Source organism: Microbispora rosea, from assembly GCF_044460045.1.
GTDB classification, from domain to species: Bacteria; Actinomycetota; Actinomycetes; order Streptosporangiales; family Streptosporangiaceae; genus Microbispora; species Microbispora rosea.
In genome coordinates, this window is sequence record NZ_JBITJO010000002.1 from 549,806 (window position 1) to 567,462 (window position 17,657).

15 protein-coding genes and 1 riboswitch are annotated in these 17,657 nt (G+C 72.4%); of the genes, 8 read left to right on the plus strand and 7 right to left on the minus strand.

Annotated elements, in window-relative coordinates; genetic code table 11:
• The first annotated feature begins 115 nt into the window (after window positions 1–115).
• Window positions 116–1,873 (plus strand): serine/threonine-protein kinase, encoded by a 1,758-nt coding sequence (locus tag ACIBK1_RS09875; RefSeq protein WP_396733808.1) that lies wholly within the window; start codon window positions 116–118, stop codon window positions 1,871–1,873.
• A 41-nt stretch (window positions 1,874–1,914) separates the two neighbouring features.
• Here the strand turns inward: ACIBK1_RS09875 and ACIBK1_RS09880 are convergent, their stop codons facing one another.
• The 3 genes from ACIBK1_RS09880 to ACIBK1_RS09890 all read right to left on the minus strand — a co-directional run bounded on the left by ACIBK1_RS09880 (window position 1,915) and on the right by ACIBK1_RS09890 (window position 6,823).
• On the minus strand, window positions 1,915–3,540 hold the full coding sequence (locus ACIBK1_RS09880; protein WP_030505383.1) for a bifunctional 3'-5' exonuclease/DNA polymerase: 1,626 nt from the start codon (window positions 3,538–3,540) through the stop codon (window positions 1,915–1,917).
• A gap of 180 nt (window positions 3,541–3,720) precedes the next feature.
• Window positions 3,721–5,220, minus strand: coding sequence for a metallophosphoesterase family protein (locus ACIBK1_RS09885; protein WP_363414252.1), 1,500 nt, complete (start codon window positions 5,218–5,220; stop codon window positions 3,721–3,723).
• Between the two features lie 19 nt (window positions 5,221–5,239).
• On the minus strand, window positions 5,240–6,823 hold the full coding sequence (locus tag ACIBK1_RS09890; RefSeq protein ID WP_396734475.1) for an FAD-binding oxidoreductase: 1,584 nt from the start codon (window positions 6,821–6,823) through the stop codon (window positions 5,240–5,242).
• A gap of 87 nt (window positions 6,824–6,910) precedes the next feature.
• Here ACIBK1_RS09890 and ACIBK1_RS09895 point away from each other — a divergent pair, with 87 nt between their 5' ends.
• The 3 genes from ACIBK1_RS09895 (at window position 6,911) to ACIBK1_RS09905 (ending at window position 10,045) form a co-directional block, all read left to right on the plus strand.
• Window positions 6,911–8,434 carry a glycerol-3-phosphate dehydrogenase/oxidase gene (locus ACIBK1_RS09895; protein ID WP_396733812.1) on the plus strand — a complete coding sequence of 508 codons (1,524 nt, stop codon included), beginning with the start codon at window positions 6,911–6,913 and terminating at the stop codon, window positions 8,432–8,434.
• A 274-nt stretch (window positions 8,435–8,708) separates the two neighbouring features.
• Entirely contained in the window at window positions 8,709–9,614 is a 906-nt protein-coding gene (locus tag ACIBK1_RS09900) for a sucrase ferredoxin (protein WP_030505387.1), read from the plus strand.
• A 116-nt stretch (window positions 9,615–9,730) separates the two neighbouring features.
• Entirely contained in the window at window positions 9,731–10,045 is a 315-nt protein-coding gene (locus ACIBK1_RS09905; protein WP_076434697.1) for a WhiB family transcriptional regulator, read from the plus strand.
• A gap of 88 nt (window positions 10,046–10,133) precedes the next feature.
• On the opposite strand, the gene ACIBK1_RS09910 is transcribed toward ACIBK1_RS09905, so the two are convergent.
• The 4 genes from ACIBK1_RS09910 to ACIBK1_RS09925 all read right to left on the minus strand — a co-directional run bounded on the left by ACIBK1_RS09910 (window position 10,134) and on the right by ACIBK1_RS09925 (window position 15,126).
• Window positions 10,134–10,805, minus strand: coding sequence for a phosphoribosyltransferase (locus tag ACIBK1_RS09910; protein ID WP_030505389.1), 672 nt, complete (start codon window positions 10,803–10,805; stop codon window positions 10,134–10,136).
• Between the two features lie 48 nt (window positions 10,806–10,853).
• Entirely contained in the window at window positions 10,854–12,020 is a 1,167-nt protein-coding gene (gene rsgA / locus ACIBK1_RS09915) for a ribosome small subunit-dependent GTPase A (protein WP_396733815.1), read from the minus strand.
• Window positions 12,021–12,541: 521 nt separating this feature from the next.
• Window positions 12,542–13,819: a serine hydroxymethyltransferase gene (glyA, locus tag ACIBK1_RS09920; protein WP_425293410.1), complete on the minus strand. Its 1,278-nt coding sequence runs from the start codon at window positions 13,817–13,819 to the stop codon at window positions 12,542–12,544.
• Window positions 13,820–13,828: 9 nt separating this feature from the next.
• Window positions 13,829–13,924: riboswitch (ZMP/ZTP riboswitch) on the minus strand.
• Window positions 13,925–14,160: 236 nt separating this feature from the next.
• Window positions 14,161–15,126 (minus strand): YihY/virulence factor BrkB family protein, encoded by a 966-nt coding sequence (locus tag ACIBK1_RS09925; RefSeq protein ID WP_231513692.1) that lies wholly within the window; start codon window positions 15,124–15,126, stop codon window positions 14,161–14,163.
• 212 nt (window positions 15,127–15,338) lie between these two features.
• Between ACIBK1_RS09925 and ACIBK1_RS09930 the strand changes: the two genes are divergently transcribed.
• The 4 genes from ACIBK1_RS09930 to ACIBK1_RS09945 all read left to right on the plus strand — a co-directional run bounded on the left by ACIBK1_RS09930 (window position 15,339) and on the right by ACIBK1_RS09945 (window position 17,616).
• The gene (locus ACIBK1_RS09930) at window positions 15,339–15,473 is read left to right on the plus strand and encodes a hypothetical protein (RefSeq protein WP_260615795.1); all 135 of its coding nucleotides are present in this window, start codon (window positions 15,339–15,341) and stop codon (window positions 15,471–15,473) included.
• 80 nt (window positions 15,474–15,553) lie between these two features.
• Entirely contained in the window at window positions 15,554–15,637 is an 84-nt protein-coding gene (locus ACIBK1_RS09935; RefSeq protein ID WP_357054749.1) for a putative leader peptide, read from the plus strand.
• Window positions 15,638–15,784: 147 nt separating this feature from the next.
• Window positions 15,785–17,467 carry a nitrite/sulfite reductase gene (locus tag ACIBK1_RS09940; protein ID WP_030505393.1) on the plus strand — a complete coding sequence of 561 codons (1,683 nt, stop codon included), beginning with the start codon at window positions 15,785–15,787 and terminating at the stop codon, window positions 17,465–17,467.
• Window positions 17,464–17,616: a hypothetical protein gene (locus ACIBK1_RS09945; protein WP_030505394.1), complete on the plus strand. Its 153-nt coding sequence runs from the start codon at window positions 17,464–17,466 to the stop codon at window positions 17,614–17,616. The genes ACIBK1_RS09940 and ACIBK1_RS09945 overlap by 4 nt, the downstream gene beginning before the upstream one ends.
• Window positions 17,617–17,657 lie beyond the last annotated feature (41 nt).

The window sequence follows — 17,657 nt, forward strand, 5'->3', positions numbered from 1 at the left end:
GGCGACGCGGCAGCGCGCGCTCGCCTCGGCGGCGTCGCGTGGCGATCGGTTCCCGCGCTCTTTGGACAGAGTGTCCTGATCGACCACGCGTGAGTCCGGATTCCAAGGAGTGCCGGTGCGGACCTTCGAGGCGCTGCGGGAGGACGATCCCCGGGAGGTGGGGCCCTTCCGGGTCGAGGCACGCCTGGGTGAGGGCGGGATGGGCCGCGTGTATCTCGGGCGTTCGCGGAGCGGGCGTGCCGTCGCGGTGAAGGTCGTGCGGCCCGAACTGGCCGGCGACGCCGATTTCCGCCGCAGGTTCGACCGCGAGGTCGCCACGGCCCGCAGGGTCAACGGCTTCTTCACGGCCGGAGTGGTCGACGCCGACCCCCAGGGGTCGCCGCCGTGGCTCGCCACCGCGTACGTGCCCGGGATGTCGCTGGAAGACGCGGTGGACGAGCACGGGCCCTGGCCGGAGGAGTCCGTCCTGGCCCTGGCCGCGGGGCTGGCCGAGGCCCTGGAGTCGATCCACGCGGCCGGGGTCGTCCACCGGGACCTCAAGCCGTCGAACGTGCTGCTGGCCGACGACGGCCCCCGCGTCATCGACTTCGGCATCTCCCTGGCCGCCGAGGGCGGCTCCCTGACGAAGACCGGCATCACCATGGGTTCCCCCGGGTTCATGTCCCCTGAGCAGCTCAAGGGCGCCCGGGTCGGACCGGCGAGCGACGTGTTCTGCCTGGGGCTGGTGCTCGCGTTCGCCGCGACGGGCAGCGGGCCCTTCGGACAGGGGTCCTGGCAGGGGCTGTGGTATCGCATCGTCCACGAGGAGCCGGCCCTCGACACGCTGCCGCCCACGGTGCGGACGCTGGTCGCGCGGTGCCTGGCCAAGGAACCCGGCGGGCGGCCGACCGTGTCGGCCGTGCTGAACGAGCTCTCCGACAGCGGCCGTGTCTCCGCCTCGCCCGTCCAGCAGGGCGGGTGGCTCCCCCCGAGCGTGGCGCAGGCGGTGCGTACGCGCGTCGCCCCGACCCGCGCCCTGACCGCGTCACCGGAGACGCCGCGCTCACTGCTGTCCGACGGGCCCGGCGCGGCTGCGTCCGGTGCGGCGGCGTCCGGCCCGGGGACACCGAGAGCTCCGGGAACGCCGAGAGCTCCGGGGACGCCGGGAACGCCGTGGACACCGGGAACGCCGCGTCCGCACATGGCCGGTCCGCCCAGGGATCCCCGGGCGGGCGGCGGATCGGCCCCGCCGGTGTTCACCCCCGGTCCGCGGCCGGCCTATCCGGCGCCGGGCCCTCCGTTCTCGCGCCCCGCGCCCTACCCGGCGGGACCCGCGCGCCGCCCCGCGAGGCCGTACGCGCCGCCGGCGCGTCCCGCGGCCGGGCGACGGCCCAGGCGGTACCCCGCCTGGTTGCGGCGGACCACGCGCGCCTGGGTGGTCCTCTGCGGGCTCCTCGTGGCCGTCGCCGCCGTGTGCGAAGTCGGCATGGGCATCTCCGCCACGCCGAGGAGGATTTCCGCCGACGGTTCCGCGCTGACCGTCACGCTGAATCCCACGCTGAAGCCGGCGATCTACGTCTCCGGCGCGTCACCCGGCCCCCGCTGCGAAGTCGCGAACGGCCGCGGGCGGAACGTCAGGCTGGGCCGCCCGGCGGCGAGCTACCGGCCGTTCACCACGGGCGACACCAAGTGGCGGCTGCTCTACGAGATCCGCCCGCCGAAGACGGACACCTACACGGTGACGTGCTCCGGCGACGACACCGTGTTCGGCGTGGGAGCGGCGCCCTCCTCCGGCGCCCGGAACGTCTCCGCCGCCGCCGTGGCGCTCCTGCTGCTCCTCGCCGCCTTGGGCGCCCCGGCCCTGCTGGTGACCGCTTTCATCACCAGGAAGTGACGTCCGGCCCCCCTGGGCCGGAGGCGTCCGGCCTCCGCCTGTCACTTGGCGTCGGCGTAGCAGGTGACGGCCACCGCCTCCATCGGGAAGCGGACCGTGGTGTCGCCGAACAGCAGCCGGGTCGCCTCGTCGGCCGCGCGGCCGACGGCCTGCCTGACCTCGCCCGCCACGTCGAGCGGGCAGTGCACCATCACCTCGTCGTGCTGGAAGAACACCAGCCGGGCCGGGTCCGGCAGCAGCCCGCGCAGCACGGCGAGGAGCGTCAGCGCCCACTCGGCCGCCGTCGCCTGCACGACGAAGTTGCGGGTGAACCTCCCCCGGTCCCTGGCCGCTCTGGCGCCCTCGGGACCGGCGACCAGGCGCCGCCACCGGTCCGACGGGGGCGGGCAGGTGCGGCCCAGCCACGACCGGACCAGCCGTCCCTCCTCCCCCGCGCGGGCGGCGTCCTCCACGAACGCGTACGCCTTGGGGAACCGCTGCCGCATGACGGCCAGCAGCTTGGAGGCGTCGCCGCTGGTCCCGCCGTACATCGCGGACAGCATGGCGATCTTGGCCGACTCGCGGACCCCGCCGAACGCCTGGGCCAGCGCGGCGTACAGGTCGATCTCCCCGGCCGCCCGCGCGAGCCCAAGGTCACCGGACAGCGCGGCCAGCACCCGGGGTTCGAGCTGCGCGGCGTCGGCGACCACGAGCGTCCAGCCTTCGTCGGCCATCACGACCTTGCGCATGACCTTGGGGATCTGCAGCGCGCCGCCGCCGCTGGTGGCCCACCGGCCGCTCACCACCCCGCCCACGACGTACTCGGCCCGGAAGCGGTCGCCGCTGACCCACTGCGCGGCCCAGGTCCAGCCGTGGAAGCTGTACAGACGGGCCAGTTCCTTGTACGCCAGCAGCGGCGCGACGGCCGGGTGGTCGACCGTCTTCAGCACGTGGGAGCGGGTGGACGGGATCTCGATCCCCGCGGTCTTGAACGCCCTGACGATCTGCTGCGGGGAGTCGGGGTTGACCAGGTGGCCCAAGGCGGCCGACACCTCGTCGGCCAGGGCCTGGAGCTTCGCGGGCCGCATGCCGTGGGCGGGGCGGGGCCCGAGCAGGTCGGTCAGCAGCGCGTCGTGGACGTCCTCGCGCCAGGGCATGCCGTCGTGGCCCATCTCCGCGGCGATGAGCGCACCGGCCGACTCGGCGGCGACGAGCAGGCGGAACCGCCCGGGATCAGGCGTGCGCGCGACGCGGCGGCGCTGGTCCTCGAAAACCTCGGCGACCATGTCGGCCTCGGGCACTCCGTGCCGCGGCGGCGCCGGGTCGAACAGGCTCGCCTGCGTCCCGCCCCCCTGATGCGCGTCAGAGGCCTCGTGCGGGTCGTCGGGCACCGGGAGGCCGCGCAGGCGCGCGTAGGCCGCCTGGACCCCTCTGGGCTCCCCGTAGCGCCCGTCCGCCGCCAGCAGCAGGTTCTCGGTCAGCGTGACGTCGTGACAGCGCGACAGCCGCACACCGGCGGCCAGGAGCGCCGGATAGACCCGGCGCGCGTCGGCCCACACCCAACGGGGCCGCTCGGCGGCCTCCAGCGAGCCCACCGCCGCCGCGAGATCGGAGACGCGGCTCGCCGGCCCGCCGAGGGGCTTGACGGTGCCGCCCCCCTCGGCGTCGGCCGCCACCACAACGTGCACCCCACCAGCGTGCCAGGCGGCGCCGACATTTCCCGAGCCGACGTCTCCGGCCGACGTTTTCCCAGCCGGCCTCTCCCCGACCGGCGTCTCTCCGATCGGCGTCTCCCCAGCCGATGCCTCTCCGACCGCCGTCTCCAGCCGACGTTTTCCCGGCCGTCGTTTCCCGGCCGGGCCTACCGGTCAGAGCGGGATCTCGACCTCGTCCTCCAGCGGCGGCTCCTCCTCCTGCGGGAGGCAGCCCGTCGCGGCGAAGCAGCGCAGCCGGACCGTGTCCCCGGTGACCGACAGGTGGAGGAAGCTCTTGAAGAAGGGCGGAGTGTCCCAGTCGGACAGTTCGGAGATGTACCGGTGGAAGACCCGCCCCACCGGCAGGCGGAACGGCATCGGCCAGCCGCCGAGCAGCCGGGCCGCCCACTTCACCCGAGCGCCGATCGGCGCCCCGGGCGTGGGCCTGGGCGGGGTGTTGCCGATCCGCCGGGACATCAGGGCCAGGCCCTCCTCCGGCGTGACGTACAGCCCGGGCAGGCGCAGCCTCCTGCTGTAGAGCAGGCTGTAGAAGGACAGCGAGTCGCCGCGCAGGGGGTAGCACTTGAAGTCGTCCTCGTGCACGCCGGCCGCGTCCACCCGGGGGATCGTGTGGGTGGCGTGCATGAAGGCCCCGCCGCCCCCGGACACCACGTACTGGATGAGCCGCCCGTCCACGCGGACCGGGTAGCGCTGGTAGTTGTGCACGTCGCCGCCGATGGCCGCGACGTAGTTGTGCGCCGGGTCGCGGACCACGTCGTCCACGGTGCCGCCGCCCTCGATCTCGCACGGGTGGTAGGCGTTGTTGACGTAGATCGGCTTGCCGGTGATCAGAATCTTGGGCCGGGGGTCGGCGGAGACCCGGCGCAGCCAGTCGCCCTGCTCGCGGTCGAGCGTGCCCTTGATGCCGGTGTCGATGCCCACGAGCAGCAGGCGGCCGGTGTCGATCACCCAGTAGGGCCCCGGCAGCGCCGGGCCCGGGTTGGGCCGCATCTTCCTGGCCTGGGCGAGGGCGTCCTCGTCGATCGTCTCCGGCTTCTTCCACAGCAGCCCGCGCAGCCCGTCCGGAGAGAGCCGGAACCCCCGCTGTTCGGCGGACAGGGAGTGGGCGTCGCAGAAGACCCGCATGAAGCCGCCGAGCCCGTCGTACCAGTCGTGGTTGCCGGGCACGGCGAAGATCGGGGCCGGGTAGTCCTTGTAGGGCCGGAAGAACTTGTCGCCGTATTCGTTGCCCGAGCCGGTCGGGTAGATCACGTCGCTGGCGATGACGGCGAACGCGGTGTCCGCGCCGAGCTTGAGCAGCCCGGGCACCACCGCGTACTGCGAGGCGTCCCCCTCGCCGGTGTCGCCGAGCACCAGGAACGAGAACTCCTCCCCCAGATCGAGCCTGATGCGGAAGTCCTCGTCCACGCCGCGGTCGCGCTGGGCCGCCACCCACCGGCGGCGCACCTGCGGCGAGGGGTCGCCGAACAGCTGGGCGAGCACCTCGTTGCGGGAGCGCCACAGCGTCGCGGGGTTCAGCCAGCTGAAGGAGCTCCGGGTGGGTCTCAGCGCGTCGAACGTGCCGATCTGCGCGCAGTCCCAGCCCGCTCCGGCCTGCGACACCCGTGACGAGACCTGCTTCCCCCGCGCGGCGGCCGCGCCCATATCGACCATGGGAACAATCTTGGCAATTTCACGGGATCAGCACACCCGGGTTGAGGATCCCGGCGGGGTCGAGCCGCTCCTTGACGCCCCGCAGGATCTCGCCGCCCAGGTCGCCGATCTCCGCGGCGTACGCCTCGCGATGGTCGCGGCCGACGCCGTGGTGGTGCGTGATCGTGCCGCCCGCCTGCACGATCGCCTCGTTCGCCGCGCGCTTGGCGGCCGCCCACTGCCCGAGCGGGTCGCCGGTCTGCGCGGTCACCACCGTGAAGTACAGCGAGGCCCCCGTGGCGTAGACGTGGGAGATGTGGCACATCACCAGCGGGGACCCGAGCGCGCCGAGCAGGGCCAGCCGTACGGCGTCGTACAGGCGCGGCAGGTTCGACCAGAAGCAGGCGGTCTCCAGGGTCTCCACCGTCGCCCCCGCGGCCAGCAGGGAGTCGCGCAAATAGGGGGCGGAGAACCGGCCCTGCGCCCACGCGTCCCCCGGCTCGGGCCCGAGGTGCACGCCGCCCGCCTCCACCAGCACGGCGGCGGCCAGGTCCCGCCGGTAGGCCACGTCGCCGGGGGAGCCCTCGAAGCCCGCCACCAGCAGGCAGCCGGAGTCGCGCCCCGCCGCGCCGAGGTCGGTGGGTTTCGCCAGCCCGACCATGGTCTCGGTCTCGTCCGACAGCCTCAGCACCGTGGGCGGCGGGGCCTCCTGCTGCGCGAGCCGCCGCATGGCGGCCGCGCCCTCGGCGAAGCCCGCGAACCGCCAGCCCTCGTACGCCCTGACGGCCGGGGCCCGCCGGACGCGCAGCCGCAGCGAGGTGATCACCCCGAAGGCGCCCTCTGAGCCCAGGAACACCTGGCGCAGGTCGGGCCCGGCGGCCGACTTGGGCGCGCGGCCGATCTCCAGAGTGCCCCGGGGCGTCGCCACGGTCATGCCGGCGACCATGTCGTCGAACCTGCCGTACCCGGCCGAGGCCTGCCCGCTGGACCTGGCCGCCGCGAAGCCGCCCAGCGTCGCGTACTCGTACGACTGGGGGAAGTGCCCGAGCGTCAGCCCGTGCGCGGCGAGGAGGTGCTCGGCCTGCGGCGCGCGCAGCCCCGGCTCCAGCTCGGCGATCATGGACACGGAATCGACGGAGACGAGCCGGTTGAGCCTGGCCAGGTCGAGCGCGACGACGCCGGTGAAGCCCCCCTCGGAGCCACACCGCGCCGCCACGAGGCCGCCGACCACCGAGGTGCCCCCGCCGAACGGCACCACGGCCACCCGATGCTCCGCGCACAGGCGGAGCACGGCGGCCACCTCGTCGTGCGAGCCGGGGAGCACGACGGCGTCGGGCGCGTCCGAGGCGTCCCCCGCGCGCATGAGCAGCAGGTCGGGGGTGGACTTGCCCCGGGTGTGGCGGATGCGCGCGTCGTCGTCGGCCCGCACGTGCTCGTCCCCCACGATCGCGGCCAGCGCGGCCAGCAGGGGCGGCGGCAACGCGATCGGCGGCAGCCGCACCTCGCCGAACGTCGCCGCCGGTGCGGCGGGCGCCCGGACGCCGAGGAGTTGCGCGAGCAGGTCCCGCACCGGCGCGGGCAGCTCGGCGGCCTTGGCGGGATCACCCCAACCCGACCAGAGCATGGGTTCCGCCGCGGTGAGAGGGGATTCCATAGCCGTCACGCCTCCAAGTAGGTTACTAAAGAGTAATGCGCAAGTAGTGGAGGGGAAATGAACTCCTCACTGAACGCGGCCAGGCGCCGGTGGGAGCTGGACGAGGCACGTACGGACGTCGTCGACGTCCTCGTGGTCGGTCTGGGGGCCACGGGGGCCGGAGTCGCGCTGGACGCCGCCTCACGTGGTCTGTCGGTGGCCGCCGTGGACGCCCACGACCTGGCGTTCGGCACCTCCCGGTGGAGCTCCAAGCTGATCCACGGCGGGCTGCGCTACCTGGCCAGCGGGCAGGTCGGCGTGGCCTGGGAGAGCGCGGTGGAGCGCGACGCCCTGCTGCGCTTCATCGCGCCCCATCTGGTCGCCGCCCACCCGTACCTGCTGCCGCTGACGCCGGACGTCCCCCGGGCCCAGGCCGCGGCCCTGATGGCCGGCTATCGCCTGGGCGACGCGCTGCGGGCCGCCTCGGGCACGCCGCGGCGGCTGCTGCCCGGCCCCTCCCGGGTCGCGGCCGGCCGGGCGCTCGCGCTCGCCCCGTCGCTGCGCGCGGACGGCCTGCGCGGGGCGCTGCTGTCGTGGGACGGGCGGGTGGTGGACGACGCCCGCCTGGTCGTCGCGCTGGCGCGTACGGCCGCCGCCCACGGCGCGCGGATCCTCACCCGCTGCCGGGCGCTGGCGCTCGGCGGGGACGGCGCCCGGGTGCGCGACGAGCTGACCGGCGAGGAGTTCGACATCCGGGCCCGTGCGGTGATCAACGCGACCGGTGTGTGGGCCGGAGAGCTGACGCCGTCGGTGGCTCTGCGTCCCTCGCGGGGCACGCACCTCGTCCTGCGCCCCGGGGCGCTCGGCGCGCTGCGGGCGGGGCTGCACGTGCCGATCCCCGGTGAGCGCGCCCGCTTCGCGCTGGTGCTCCCCCAGGCCGACGGGCGGGTCTACGCCGGGCTGACCGACGAGCCGCTCGACGGCCCGGTCCCGGACGTCCCCGAGGCTCCCGAGAGCGACGTCGCGTTCCTGCTCGACGTCGTCGGGACGGCGCTGGACCGGCCGCTGCGGCGCGCGGACGTCGCCGGCGCCTTCGCCGGGCTGCGGCCCCTCGTCGATGGCCGCGTCGGCGCGGCGGACGCGGCCTCCGGTCCTGCGGGGGGACGCAGCGCCGACCTGTCCCGCCACCACGCCGTGCTGCGCTCGCCGGACGGCGTCGTGACGGTCGTGGGCGGGAAGCTCACCACCTACCGGCGGATGGCCGAGGACGCCGTCGACGCGGCCTGCCCGCACGCGCGCGCGAGCCGTACGGCGCGGCTGCCCCTCGTCGGCGCCGGACCGGTGCGGCCGGGCACGCCGGGCCGGCTGGCCCGCAGGTACGGCTCGGAGGCCTGGGCGGTGCGCGACCTGATGCGCGAGGACCCGGCCCTGGCCGAGCCGGTGGCGCTGGGGATCACCCGGGCCGAATTGGTGTGGGCCGTGCGCCACGAAGGCGCCCTGGACGCCGCGGACCTCCTGGACCGGCGGACCAGGATCGGACTGGTGGCCGAGGACCGCGCGGCGGCCCTGCCCGCCGCCGAGGCCGCCCTGGCCTACTCCTGATCGTCGCCCGCCTGCATACGGGGGCGGGCGTGCCGGCCCCCCACCACGGGCCCCTTCCCGCCGTGCGCGTCCGTTTCCCGCCGCGTGGGTCCCCTTCCCGCCGCGCGGGCCCCCCTTCCGCCGCCCGGGTCCGTTCCCCGGCCGCTCTACCCATACCGACAGCATCGGGATATTTACGGATTCAACGTGGATTTACGGACCCACTCCCGCGCCCCCCGGCGTCATTGGTTAAGGTTAGTCTTACCTAAGAAACGCGAGAGAAGGACGGGACCGGATGGCCAACGGGTGCGAGCACCCCGCCGCCTGCCACACGGGCGAGGCGCCGATCCTCGCGAGCGCGACCAAGAAGGGCCGGTTCTGGCTGCTCATCGAGCACGCGGGGCCCTGGGCCGCGGAGCTGGAGGAGTCCCGCCTGCCCGATGAGATCCACCGGCTGATTTCCCGCGCCAGGGCTCTTGACATCCGGCCGCAACTGATCCGCCGGCCCGGCCGCCGCGAGGCCGTCACGGGCCCCCTGCACGTCTACGTCGCCGCGGCCGCGGTCGACCATCCGTGGCTCGCCGAGGGCTTCGTGGAGCGCCCCGACGATCTTGACCTGGGCGCTCTCGTGCACGGAGTGGTTCCGGAGTCCTGCATACTGGTGAACGAGCCGATGTACCTGGTCTGCACGCACGGACGGCACAACGCGTGCTGTGCGCGTCTCGGACTCCCGCTGGCGCGGTTCCTCGACGAGAACCTGCCCGGCGAAGTGTGGGAAACCACACATGTCGGCGGCGATCGATACGCCGCCAACCTCGTATGCTTGCCACACGGGCTTTACTACGGCAGCATGTCTCAGGCTGCTGCGATCGCGGCGGCAAACGCGTACCGGCACGGCGAGGTCGTCCTCGACCGTTTCCGGGGACGCGCGGGTATCCCTGAGCCACTGCAGGCCGCCGAGCACTTCGTCCGGACTCACACCGGCGAGATCTCGGTCGGCGGGGTGGCCGTGGAATCCTCCCGGTCGGTTGACGACTCCACGATCTGCGTCGTGCGTTGCACGACGCGGCGTGGGACGTCGCGGTTTCGGGTCGTGGTCGAGCCCACGGTGTGCACAGCACCGTGCGGATCGATCTGCGCCGACGGAATCCCGACCTACAGGTTGGCCGAGCTGAGCGAGCTCACGCCGGTATTGACCTGAGGGCTCCGCCCCGGAGCCGGGAACACCACGGCCTATCCCGGCGTTGGCACAAGGGACGCCACAAGCGTCCAATGCGGCACAAACACTGAAATACCTCTCACCAAAGGTGGTTTCTCATGTCTCAGGTACGTCGGCAGCTCGCCCGCCCGCGCCCCAGCTGGGGTTGGCAGGATGATGCCGCGTGCCGGGGAGAGGACCTGGTGCTGTTCTTCGGTCCTGACGGTGAGCGTCAGCCCGAGCGCGACATCCGGGAGCGCAAGGCCAAGGCCATCTGCGCTCAGTGTCCTGTGCGAGCTGAGTGCCTCGACTACGCGCTCTCCCGCCCGGAGAAGTACGGCACGTGGGGCGGCCTCAACGAGGACGAGCGCGCGTCGGAGCGTCGCCGTCGTATGCGCCGCGCGGCCAGCGCCGGCATCAGCGCCGTCGCCTGAGCGTTTCCCCCTTCCCCGACACGCGTCACCGCTGGGCGCTTCGCGTCCCGTCCCCCGAATGCGGGCGACGGCGCACGCGGAGCGCCCTTCAGGTGTCATCCGTCCCTCCCCGCCCCGCCTCGGCCAGCAGGCCCAGCACGTCGTCATCGGTGAGCTGGTCGAACCGCCGGTACCACTGGCCCACCGCGCGGAAGTTCTCCGGCGTGACCGGCACGACGATCTCGTCCGCCTCACCCCGCATCGCCTCCACCGTCTCCGGAGCGGCGACCGGCACCGCCAGGGTCACCCGTCCCCGCCCCGCCTGGATCGTCCGTACGGCCCGCAGCGCCGCGCGCGCCGTTCCCCCGGTCGCCAGGCCGTCGTCCACCACGATCACGTCACGGCCGCGCAGCTCCGGCAGCGACCGGTCTCCCCGGTAGACCCGCACCCGCCTGGCCAGCTCACGCCGCTCCCGCCCGGCCACCTCCGCCACGTCCTCCGGCTCCAGTCCGAGCCGGTCGAGCATCTCGGAGTCGAACACGGGCCGCCCGCCCTCCGCGATGGCGCCCACGCCGAGCTCGGGCCGGGCCGGATGCCCGATCTTCCGGGTCACCAGCACGTCGAGCGGGGCGCGCAGCCGCTCCGCGACCGGTGCGGCCACCGCGACGCCGCCGCGCGGCAGGGCGAGCACCACCGGATCCCGCGGGGCCATGTCCCACAGGATCTCGGCGAGCAGCGCACCCGCCTCGGCGCGGTCGGCGTACGGCAGCCGCACCCGCATCGTCTTCACGTTCCGGTCATACCCGCCGGGGACGGGAGGCACCCGGACCTAAGGGCGGCTCATACCCCGCATCTGCTTGTGGATGGTCTTCCACTTGCGGGTCTCCTCGGCGCGCAGCCGGGCGTCGGTGCGGCGGGCCATCCAGGCGGCCTCGCGCTGGAGCCTGTTCCAGCTCTCCAGCCGCCGCTCGGGCAGCTCGCCCGACTCGACGGCCGCCAGCACCGCGCAGCCCGGCTCCGACCGGTGCCGGCAGTCGGAGAACCGGCAGTCCTCGGCCAGCTCCTCGATATCGGAGAAGACCAGGCCGACGCCCTCGCTCATCTCGTACAGCCCGACCCGGCGGATGCCGGGCGTGTCGATGACGAGCCCGCCGCCGGGCAGCGGGATGAGCTGCCGGTGGACGGTGGTGTGCCTGCCCCGCCCGTCGGCGGCCCTGACCTGCTGGGTCTCCATGACCTCCGCACCGGCGAGGGCGTTGACGAGTGTGGACTTGCCCGCGCCCGACGGGCCGAGGACCACCGCGGTCCCCGAGGGGCCGAGGTGGGCGCGCACCAGGTCCACGCCGTCGCCGGTGAGCGAGCAGACCGGATGGACGTCGACGCCCGGCGCCGCCGCGGCGACGTCGGCGAGGAGATCGTCCAGCCCCCGGTTCGGCAGATCGCCGAAGAGGTCGGCCTTGGTGACGAGCACGACCGGCCGGGCGCCGCTCTCCCAGGCGAGCGCCACGAGGCGCTCGATCCTGCCGAGATCGGCGCTGTGCTTGCCCGGGGGGACGACCCCCCGTAGCCCCCCGGGTGGCGTGGCGTGCATGGACGGCTCGGCCACGAAGACCACGTCGACGTTGGTGGCCAGCACCTGGCCCTGGCCGTCGCCCGACAGCCCTCCGCGCGAGTCGCGGCTCACGCCGCCCCGGACGAAGGCCGTACGGCGGGGCAGCACCTCGGCCAGTTCGTAGCGGCCCTCCTGGGATGAGGACAGGTCGAGCCGGGCGAGCGCGACCCAGTCCCCCACGCACGGAAGCGCGAGCGGATCGGCCGCCGCGGCCCTGCGTACGCGGGCGCCGAACCGCGCCTGATGGGTTCCGTCGGCGGCGATGACCTCGGCGGCGCCCCGGTCGACCCGCGCCACACGGGCGGCAACGGCGCCGCCGGGCAGGTCGGGGAGCTGCTCAGCGAGCCCATCGTGCCAGCCGAGAAGAGAAAGATCGTTGAACACTGCTGGTGAACACCCTTCGGAAACCGGGTGTCCCAGCGAGAAGAGCTTAGGCGGGCACCCGGGAGTTGACGGACGGCATGGTCGTCAGAAAGACCCGCATAGTCCTCACCTCCCTGGTCCCGGCCGCATGGTGGCGGCGACGGGGGAACACTAACAGCCCCGCACTCACCCGCCGCAACCCATTTATCCCCCCACCCATGCCGTGATCTTGTAGTTTGTCGCAGAGCGAAGAGAAAGCCCAGCTAGACGACGTAGCAGCGCAGTCGTGATCTTGCAGAGATTCATCGAATCAGCCGCCGACCTGGCCTTCAAGTGCCCGTGATCTTGCAGTCGGCGAAGACTGCAAGATCGCGCTGCGACTATCAGCAGGCCAGGTGGGCAGCCGCGACATCTCGTACAAGATCTCACACGGATGGCGCAGGTCACCGGCTGTCGATGCGACAAACCGCAAGATCATGAAGGTACGGTGCGAGGTCCGCCCGCACCCCTGCGACAAACTGCAAGATCACGGTGGTTGGGGGTCAGGAGAGGCCGGGCGCGGGGAAGCGGCCGGTCAGCTCGGTGACCTCGCCGTGCACCCGTGCGATCACGTCCTCCGCGTCGCCCTTCGCGACGGCGGTGACGACCTCGTCCATCCACGCGGCGATCTGGCGCATCTCGGCCTCACCCATTCCGCGCGAGGTGACCGACGGCGTGCCGATGCGGATGCCGGACGGGTCGAACGGCTTGCGCGGGTCGAAGGGCACGGTGTTGTAGTTGGTCTCCAGGCCCGCCCGGTCGAGGGCCTGCGCGGCCGGCTTGCCCCCGACGCCCTTGGACGTGAGGTCCATCAGGATCAGGTGGTTGTCGGTGCCGCCGGAGACCAGGTCGAACCCGCGGGCGAGCAGCTCGTCGGCGAGCGCCTGGGCGTTCTTCACGATCTGCGCGGCGTACGCCTTGAACGTCGGCTGGGCGGCCTCGTGCAGGGCGACCGCGATGGCGGCGGTGGTGTGGTTGTGCGGGCCGCCCTGCAGGCCGGGGAACACGGCCTTGTCGAGCGCCTTGGCGACCTCGTCGGTGTTCGCCATGAGCATCGCGCCGCGCGGGCCGCGCAAGGTCTTGTGGGTGGTCGTGGAGATCACGTCCGCGTGCCCGACCGGCGAGGGGTGGGCGCCGCCGGCGACGAGGCCCGCGATGTGGGCGATGTCGGCCGCGAGTACCGCGCCGACCTCCTTGGCGATCTCGGCGAAGGCCGGGAAGTCGATCGTGCGCGGGATCGCGGTGCCGCCGCAGAAGATCAGCTTGGGCCGGTGCTCGAGCGCCAGCGCGCGCACCTCGTCCATGTCGATGCGGCCGGTGTCGCGGCGCACGCCATAGCGGACCGAGTTGAACCACTTGCCGGTGGCGGACACCGACCAGCCGTGGGTGAGGTGACCGCCGAAGGGCAGGCCCATGCCGAGCACGGTGTCGCCCGGGTTCAGGAACGCCAGGTAGACGGCGAGGTTGGCGGGCGAGCCCGAGTAGGGCTGGACGTTGGCGTGGCTCACGCCGAAGACCGACTTGGCCCGCTCGACCGCCAGCGTCTCGATCTTGTCGATGACCTGCTGGCCCTCGTAGTAACGCTTGCCCGGGTAGCCCTCGGAGTATTTGTTCGTGAGGACGGTCCCGGTCGCCTCCAGGACGGCCCTGGACACGTAGTTCTCTGACGCGATCAGCTTGACGGTGTCGGCCTGCCGCCGCTCCTCCGCCCTGATCAGTTCGGCGATCTCGGGATCGACGACGTTCAGCGAGTTCTCAGCCATGGCGCCTTCCTTCTCCACGTCGACGTCGGCGGCGACCCAGGCGCACGGCCTCCGCAGATTCGCTCCCCGGTGGTGCCCCACCTGCGCCCATCGGGCGCTCCAGCGCCAGTCGCGATGCCTTCAACCCTATCGGAGCGCGCCTCGTCCGAGAGCCGGGCGCGGGCGCGGCGGATGCCGGTCGAGGAGCCGCCGGGCGACGCGGTGGAGGCCCTCCGGGCCGGGCCACCGCCGAACGGCGGTCCGCCGGGGGGGCGGCGTACGGGGGCGTGGGGCCGATCATCGCCGGTGCGTCGTGGTGGGGTCACCGGCGGAAGGCTGTGCGTCCATCGGCGTCGTCCTTCCCCCGCTACCGGGACAGATCAGCCATTACCGGACTTGCGGTGATGGTGCTCGTGCCTGGTGGCGCCGCGCAGCGGCCAGAGCCGGTCCACCTCCGCGTTCAGCGTCGCGCCGATGAGCACGGCGAGCGCGGTGATGTAGAGCCACAGCAGCACGGCGATCGGCGCCGCGAGCGAGCCGTAGATCGACAGCGGCGTGAACCAGGCGGCCAGCACCTCGCGCAGGAACGCGGCGCACACGATCCAGATCAGCAGCGCCAGCACGGCCCCCGGGACCTCGCGCCACCAGCGCGTGCGGTGCGGCACGCTCACGTGGTAGAGCAGCGTGAGCATCAGCACCGAGCCGATCACGAGCACGGGCCAGTAGAGGATCGTCACGAGCGCGGCGTACTTGGGCAGGGCGTTGGACATCAGGGTGGGCCCGATGACCAGGATCGGCATGACGACCAGCCCGATCAGCAGCGCCGCGAGATAGAGGACGAACGACAGGACCCTGGTGCGGATGATCCCCCGGGTCTCCCCCAGGCCGTACGCGATGGATATCAGGTCCACGTAGACGAACAGGGCCCGCGAGCCCGACCACAGCGACAGCAGGAAGCCGACGGAGATCAGCGAGACCTGCCCGCCGCTCAGCACGTCGGCGAGCAGCGGCTTGACGACCCGCTGAACGGTGTTGTGGGTGAACAGCAGCTCGGACTGGTCCACCACCCAGCGCCTGATCTCGGCGATGGCGGCCGGGCCGAGCAGGCCGCTCAGATGGCCCATGACCCCGAGCAGCCCGAGCACGAACGGCGGCAGCGACAGCAGCGCGAAGAACGCCGCCTCGCCCGCGAGGCCGGTCACCCGGTAGTTGACGCCCGCCATCGTGGTCGCCTTGACCAGGGACCAGAGGTTCGTGTCGCGTATCCAGGTGAGACGCGCCCGGGCGAGCGCCATGCCCTTGCGCGTAAGCCGCGGCCTGCGCGATGGCGCGTCCGTGGAGGTCATGGCACCCAACCGGTCATGAGAACTGGGCTCTACCCGCTGCCGCGGCGGTTAGTACGTGACCTGCGGGCGGATTGTCGCCGCCAAGAATAGGGGCCCCCACCCCCTGCTCGCGAGAACCGTCGCTCGCGAGAACCGTGTCCGTACCTCGGCCGGGACCGGCGGCGCGCCCCTCCGGTTCGCTCGGTCTGCAGCACGGCGTTCACAATGGAGACATGATCTGCCCAGCGTGCAGGGAGCACCGGCACGAGGAGTGCCGCGGCGGGTCCTGGTGTGACTGCCAGCATCAGGACCCGTCCGAGAGGGAGCACGAGGCCGAGCCGCCGGAGAACTGGGTCCGCAAGGGCTGACGCGCGTTACATTGCCGTCACAATCCCGCATCCTGGACACGAACTTGGACATCCAGGATCTCAGAGGTATCGTTTGGGACATGCCAGCGGACCCGTTGCTCGTCGTGCGACGCCACGTCGATCTCCTGCGTGTCCGTAGCGCGATCTGTATCGACGCCGGCTGACCGTCGCCCTCCGCTGTTCCATCCCGGGCGCTCGGCCAGGCGTCGTTTTTGTATGCCCTCACACTCGACGGCGAGGTGAGAGGCCGCCTGCGCCGGTGTCCGCCGAAACCCGATCTCAGACCGAGCCTCGGAGAAGGACGTGTGCCCATGAGCACCCCGGCCCGCCCGGCGAACCGCCACCACAAGCGCCCGCGTGGCGAAGGTCAGTGGGCTCTCGGTTACCGTGAGCCGCTGAACAAGAACGAGGAGAACAAGAAGGCCGATGACGGGCTTAACGTCCGCCAGCGGATCATCGACATCTACTCGAAGGGCGGGTTCGACTCCATCGACCCCGCCGACCTGCGGGGACGCTTCCGCTGGTTGGGCCTCTACACCCAGCGCAAGCCCGGAATCGACGGCGGCAAGACGGCGATCCTGGAGCCGGAGGAGCTGGACGACCGCTACTTCATGCTGCGCGTCCGCATCGACGGCGGGCAGCTCAGCCTGGAGCAGCTCCGCGTGATCGCCGACATCTCCAACGAGTACGCCAGGGGCACCGCCGACATCACCGACCGGCAGAACATCCAGCTCCACTGGATCGACATCGAGTCGGTGCCGGACATCTGGCGGCGGCTGGAGGCGGTCGGCCTGTCCACCACCGAGGCGTGCGGTGACACCCCCCGCGTTATCCTCGGGTGCCCGCTGGCCGGGATCGACGCCGGCGAGGTGATCGACGGCACGCCGCAGATCCAGGACATCTACGACCGGTACATCGGCGACAAGGCGTTCTCCAACCTGCCGCGCAAGTTCAAGACGGCGATCAGCGGCTGCACGGCCTACTGCACCGTCCACGAGATCAACGACGTGGCGTTCGTCGGCGTGGTGAACGAGCAGGGCGAGCACGGCTTCGACGTCTGGGTGGGCGGCGGCCTGTCGACCAACCCGATGTTCGCCAAGCGGCTCGGCGCGTTCGTCCGGCCCGAGCAGGCCCACGAGGTGTGGGCCGGGGTCGCCGGCATCTTCCGCGACTACGGCTACCGCCGCCTGCGCCACCGGGCGCGGATCAAGTTCCTGGTCAACGACTGGGGCACGGAGAAGTTCCGTCAGGTCCTGGAGACCGAGTACCTCAAGTACGCCCTGCCCGACGGTCCGGCTCCGGAGGCGCCCCGCGGCGGCCGGCGCGACCACGTCGGGGTCCACCCGCAGCGGGACGGCGGCTTCTACGTCGGCTTCGCCCCGCGCGTGGGCCGGGTGGACGGCGACACGCTGCACCGCATCGCCGACATCGCCGAGCGGCACGGGTCCACCCGGGTCCGTACGACCGTCGAGCAGAAGATGGTCATCCTCGACGTCGCCCCCGACAAGGTGGAGTCGATCGTGGCGGAGCTGGAGGCGGCCGACCTCCAGGTGAACCCGTCCACGTTCCGCAGGCAGACGATGGCCTGCACCGGAATCGAGTTCTGCAAGCTCGCGATCGTCGAGACCAAGGCCACCGCCTCGGCCCTGATCGACGAGCTGGAGCGGCGCCTGCCCGACTTCGCCGAGCCGCTGACGATCAACGTCAACGGCTGCCCGAACTCCTGCGCGCGCATCCAGACGGCCGACATCGGCCTCAAGGGCCAGCTCGTGGTCAACGACAGGGGCGAGCAAGTCGAGGGCTTCCAGGTGCACCTGGGCGGCTCCATGGGCCTCAACCCGAGCTTCGGCCGCAAGGTGCGAGGGCTCAAGGCCACCGCCGAGGAACTGCCCGACTACATCGAGCGGGTCGTACTCAACTTCCAGAAGCAGAAGAACGAGGGCGAGACCTTCGCCGAATGGGTCCAGCGCGCCGATGAGGCCGACCTCAAGTGACAGAGCGCGCCGCACCCTTCTACTGCCCGTACTGCGGCGAGGAGGACCTGGAGCCCTACGTGACCGAGGAGGAGAGCCACGGATGGTATTGCAGGTCCTGCGCCCGCGCCTTCCGGGTGAAATTCCTCGGCCTCGGCGTGCGTTCGTAACCCCCAAAGGCTTTTCAGCCCATCATCCGATGAATCAATGA

Excerpts from the sequence above, each read along its gene's own strand:
- ACIBK1_RS09930 (WP_260615795.1), top strand. The coding sequence starts at position 15,339 with ATGATCTGCCCAGCGTGCAGGGAGCACCGGCACGAGGAGTGCCGCGGC.
- ACIBK1_RS09885 (WP_363414252.1), bottom strand. The coding sequence starts at position 5,220 with ATGGTCGATATGGGCGCGGCCGCCGCGCGGGGGAAGCAGGTCTCGTCA.
- ACIBK1_RS09900 (WP_030505387.1), top strand. The coding sequence starts at position 8,709 with ATGGCCAACGGGTGCGAGCACCCCGCCGCCTGCCACACGGGCGAGGCG.
- ACIBK1_RS09940 (WP_030505393.1), top strand. The coding sequence starts at position 15,785 with ATGAGCACCCCGGCCCGCCCGGCGAACCGCCACCACAAGCGCCCGCGT.
- ACIBK1_RS09935 (WP_357054749.1), top strand. The coding sequence starts at position 15,554 with ATGCCAGCGGACCCGTTGCTCGTCGTGCGACGCCACGTCGATCTCCTG.
- ACIBK1_RS09890 (WP_396734475.1), bottom strand. The coding sequence starts at position 6,823 with ATGCTCTGGTCGGGTTGGGGTGATCCCGCCAAGGCCGCCGAGCTGCCC.
- ACIBK1_RS09895 (WP_396733812.1), top strand. The coding sequence starts at position 6,911 with ATGAACTCCTCACTGAACGCGGCCAGGCGCCGGTGGGAGCTGGACGAG.
- ACIBK1_RS09910 (WP_030505389.1), bottom strand. The coding sequence starts at position 10,805 with ATGCGGGTGCGGCTGCCGTACGCCGACCGCGCCGAGGCGGGTGCGCTG.
- ACIBK1_RS09925 (WP_231513692.1), bottom strand. The coding sequence starts at position 15,126 with ATGACCTCCACGGACGCGCCATCGCGCAGGCCGCGGCTTACGCGCAAG.
- ACIBK1_RS09905 (WP_076434697.1), top strand. The coding sequence starts at position 9,731 with ATGTCTCAGGTACGTCGGCAGCTCGCCCGCCCGCGCCCCAGCTGGGGT.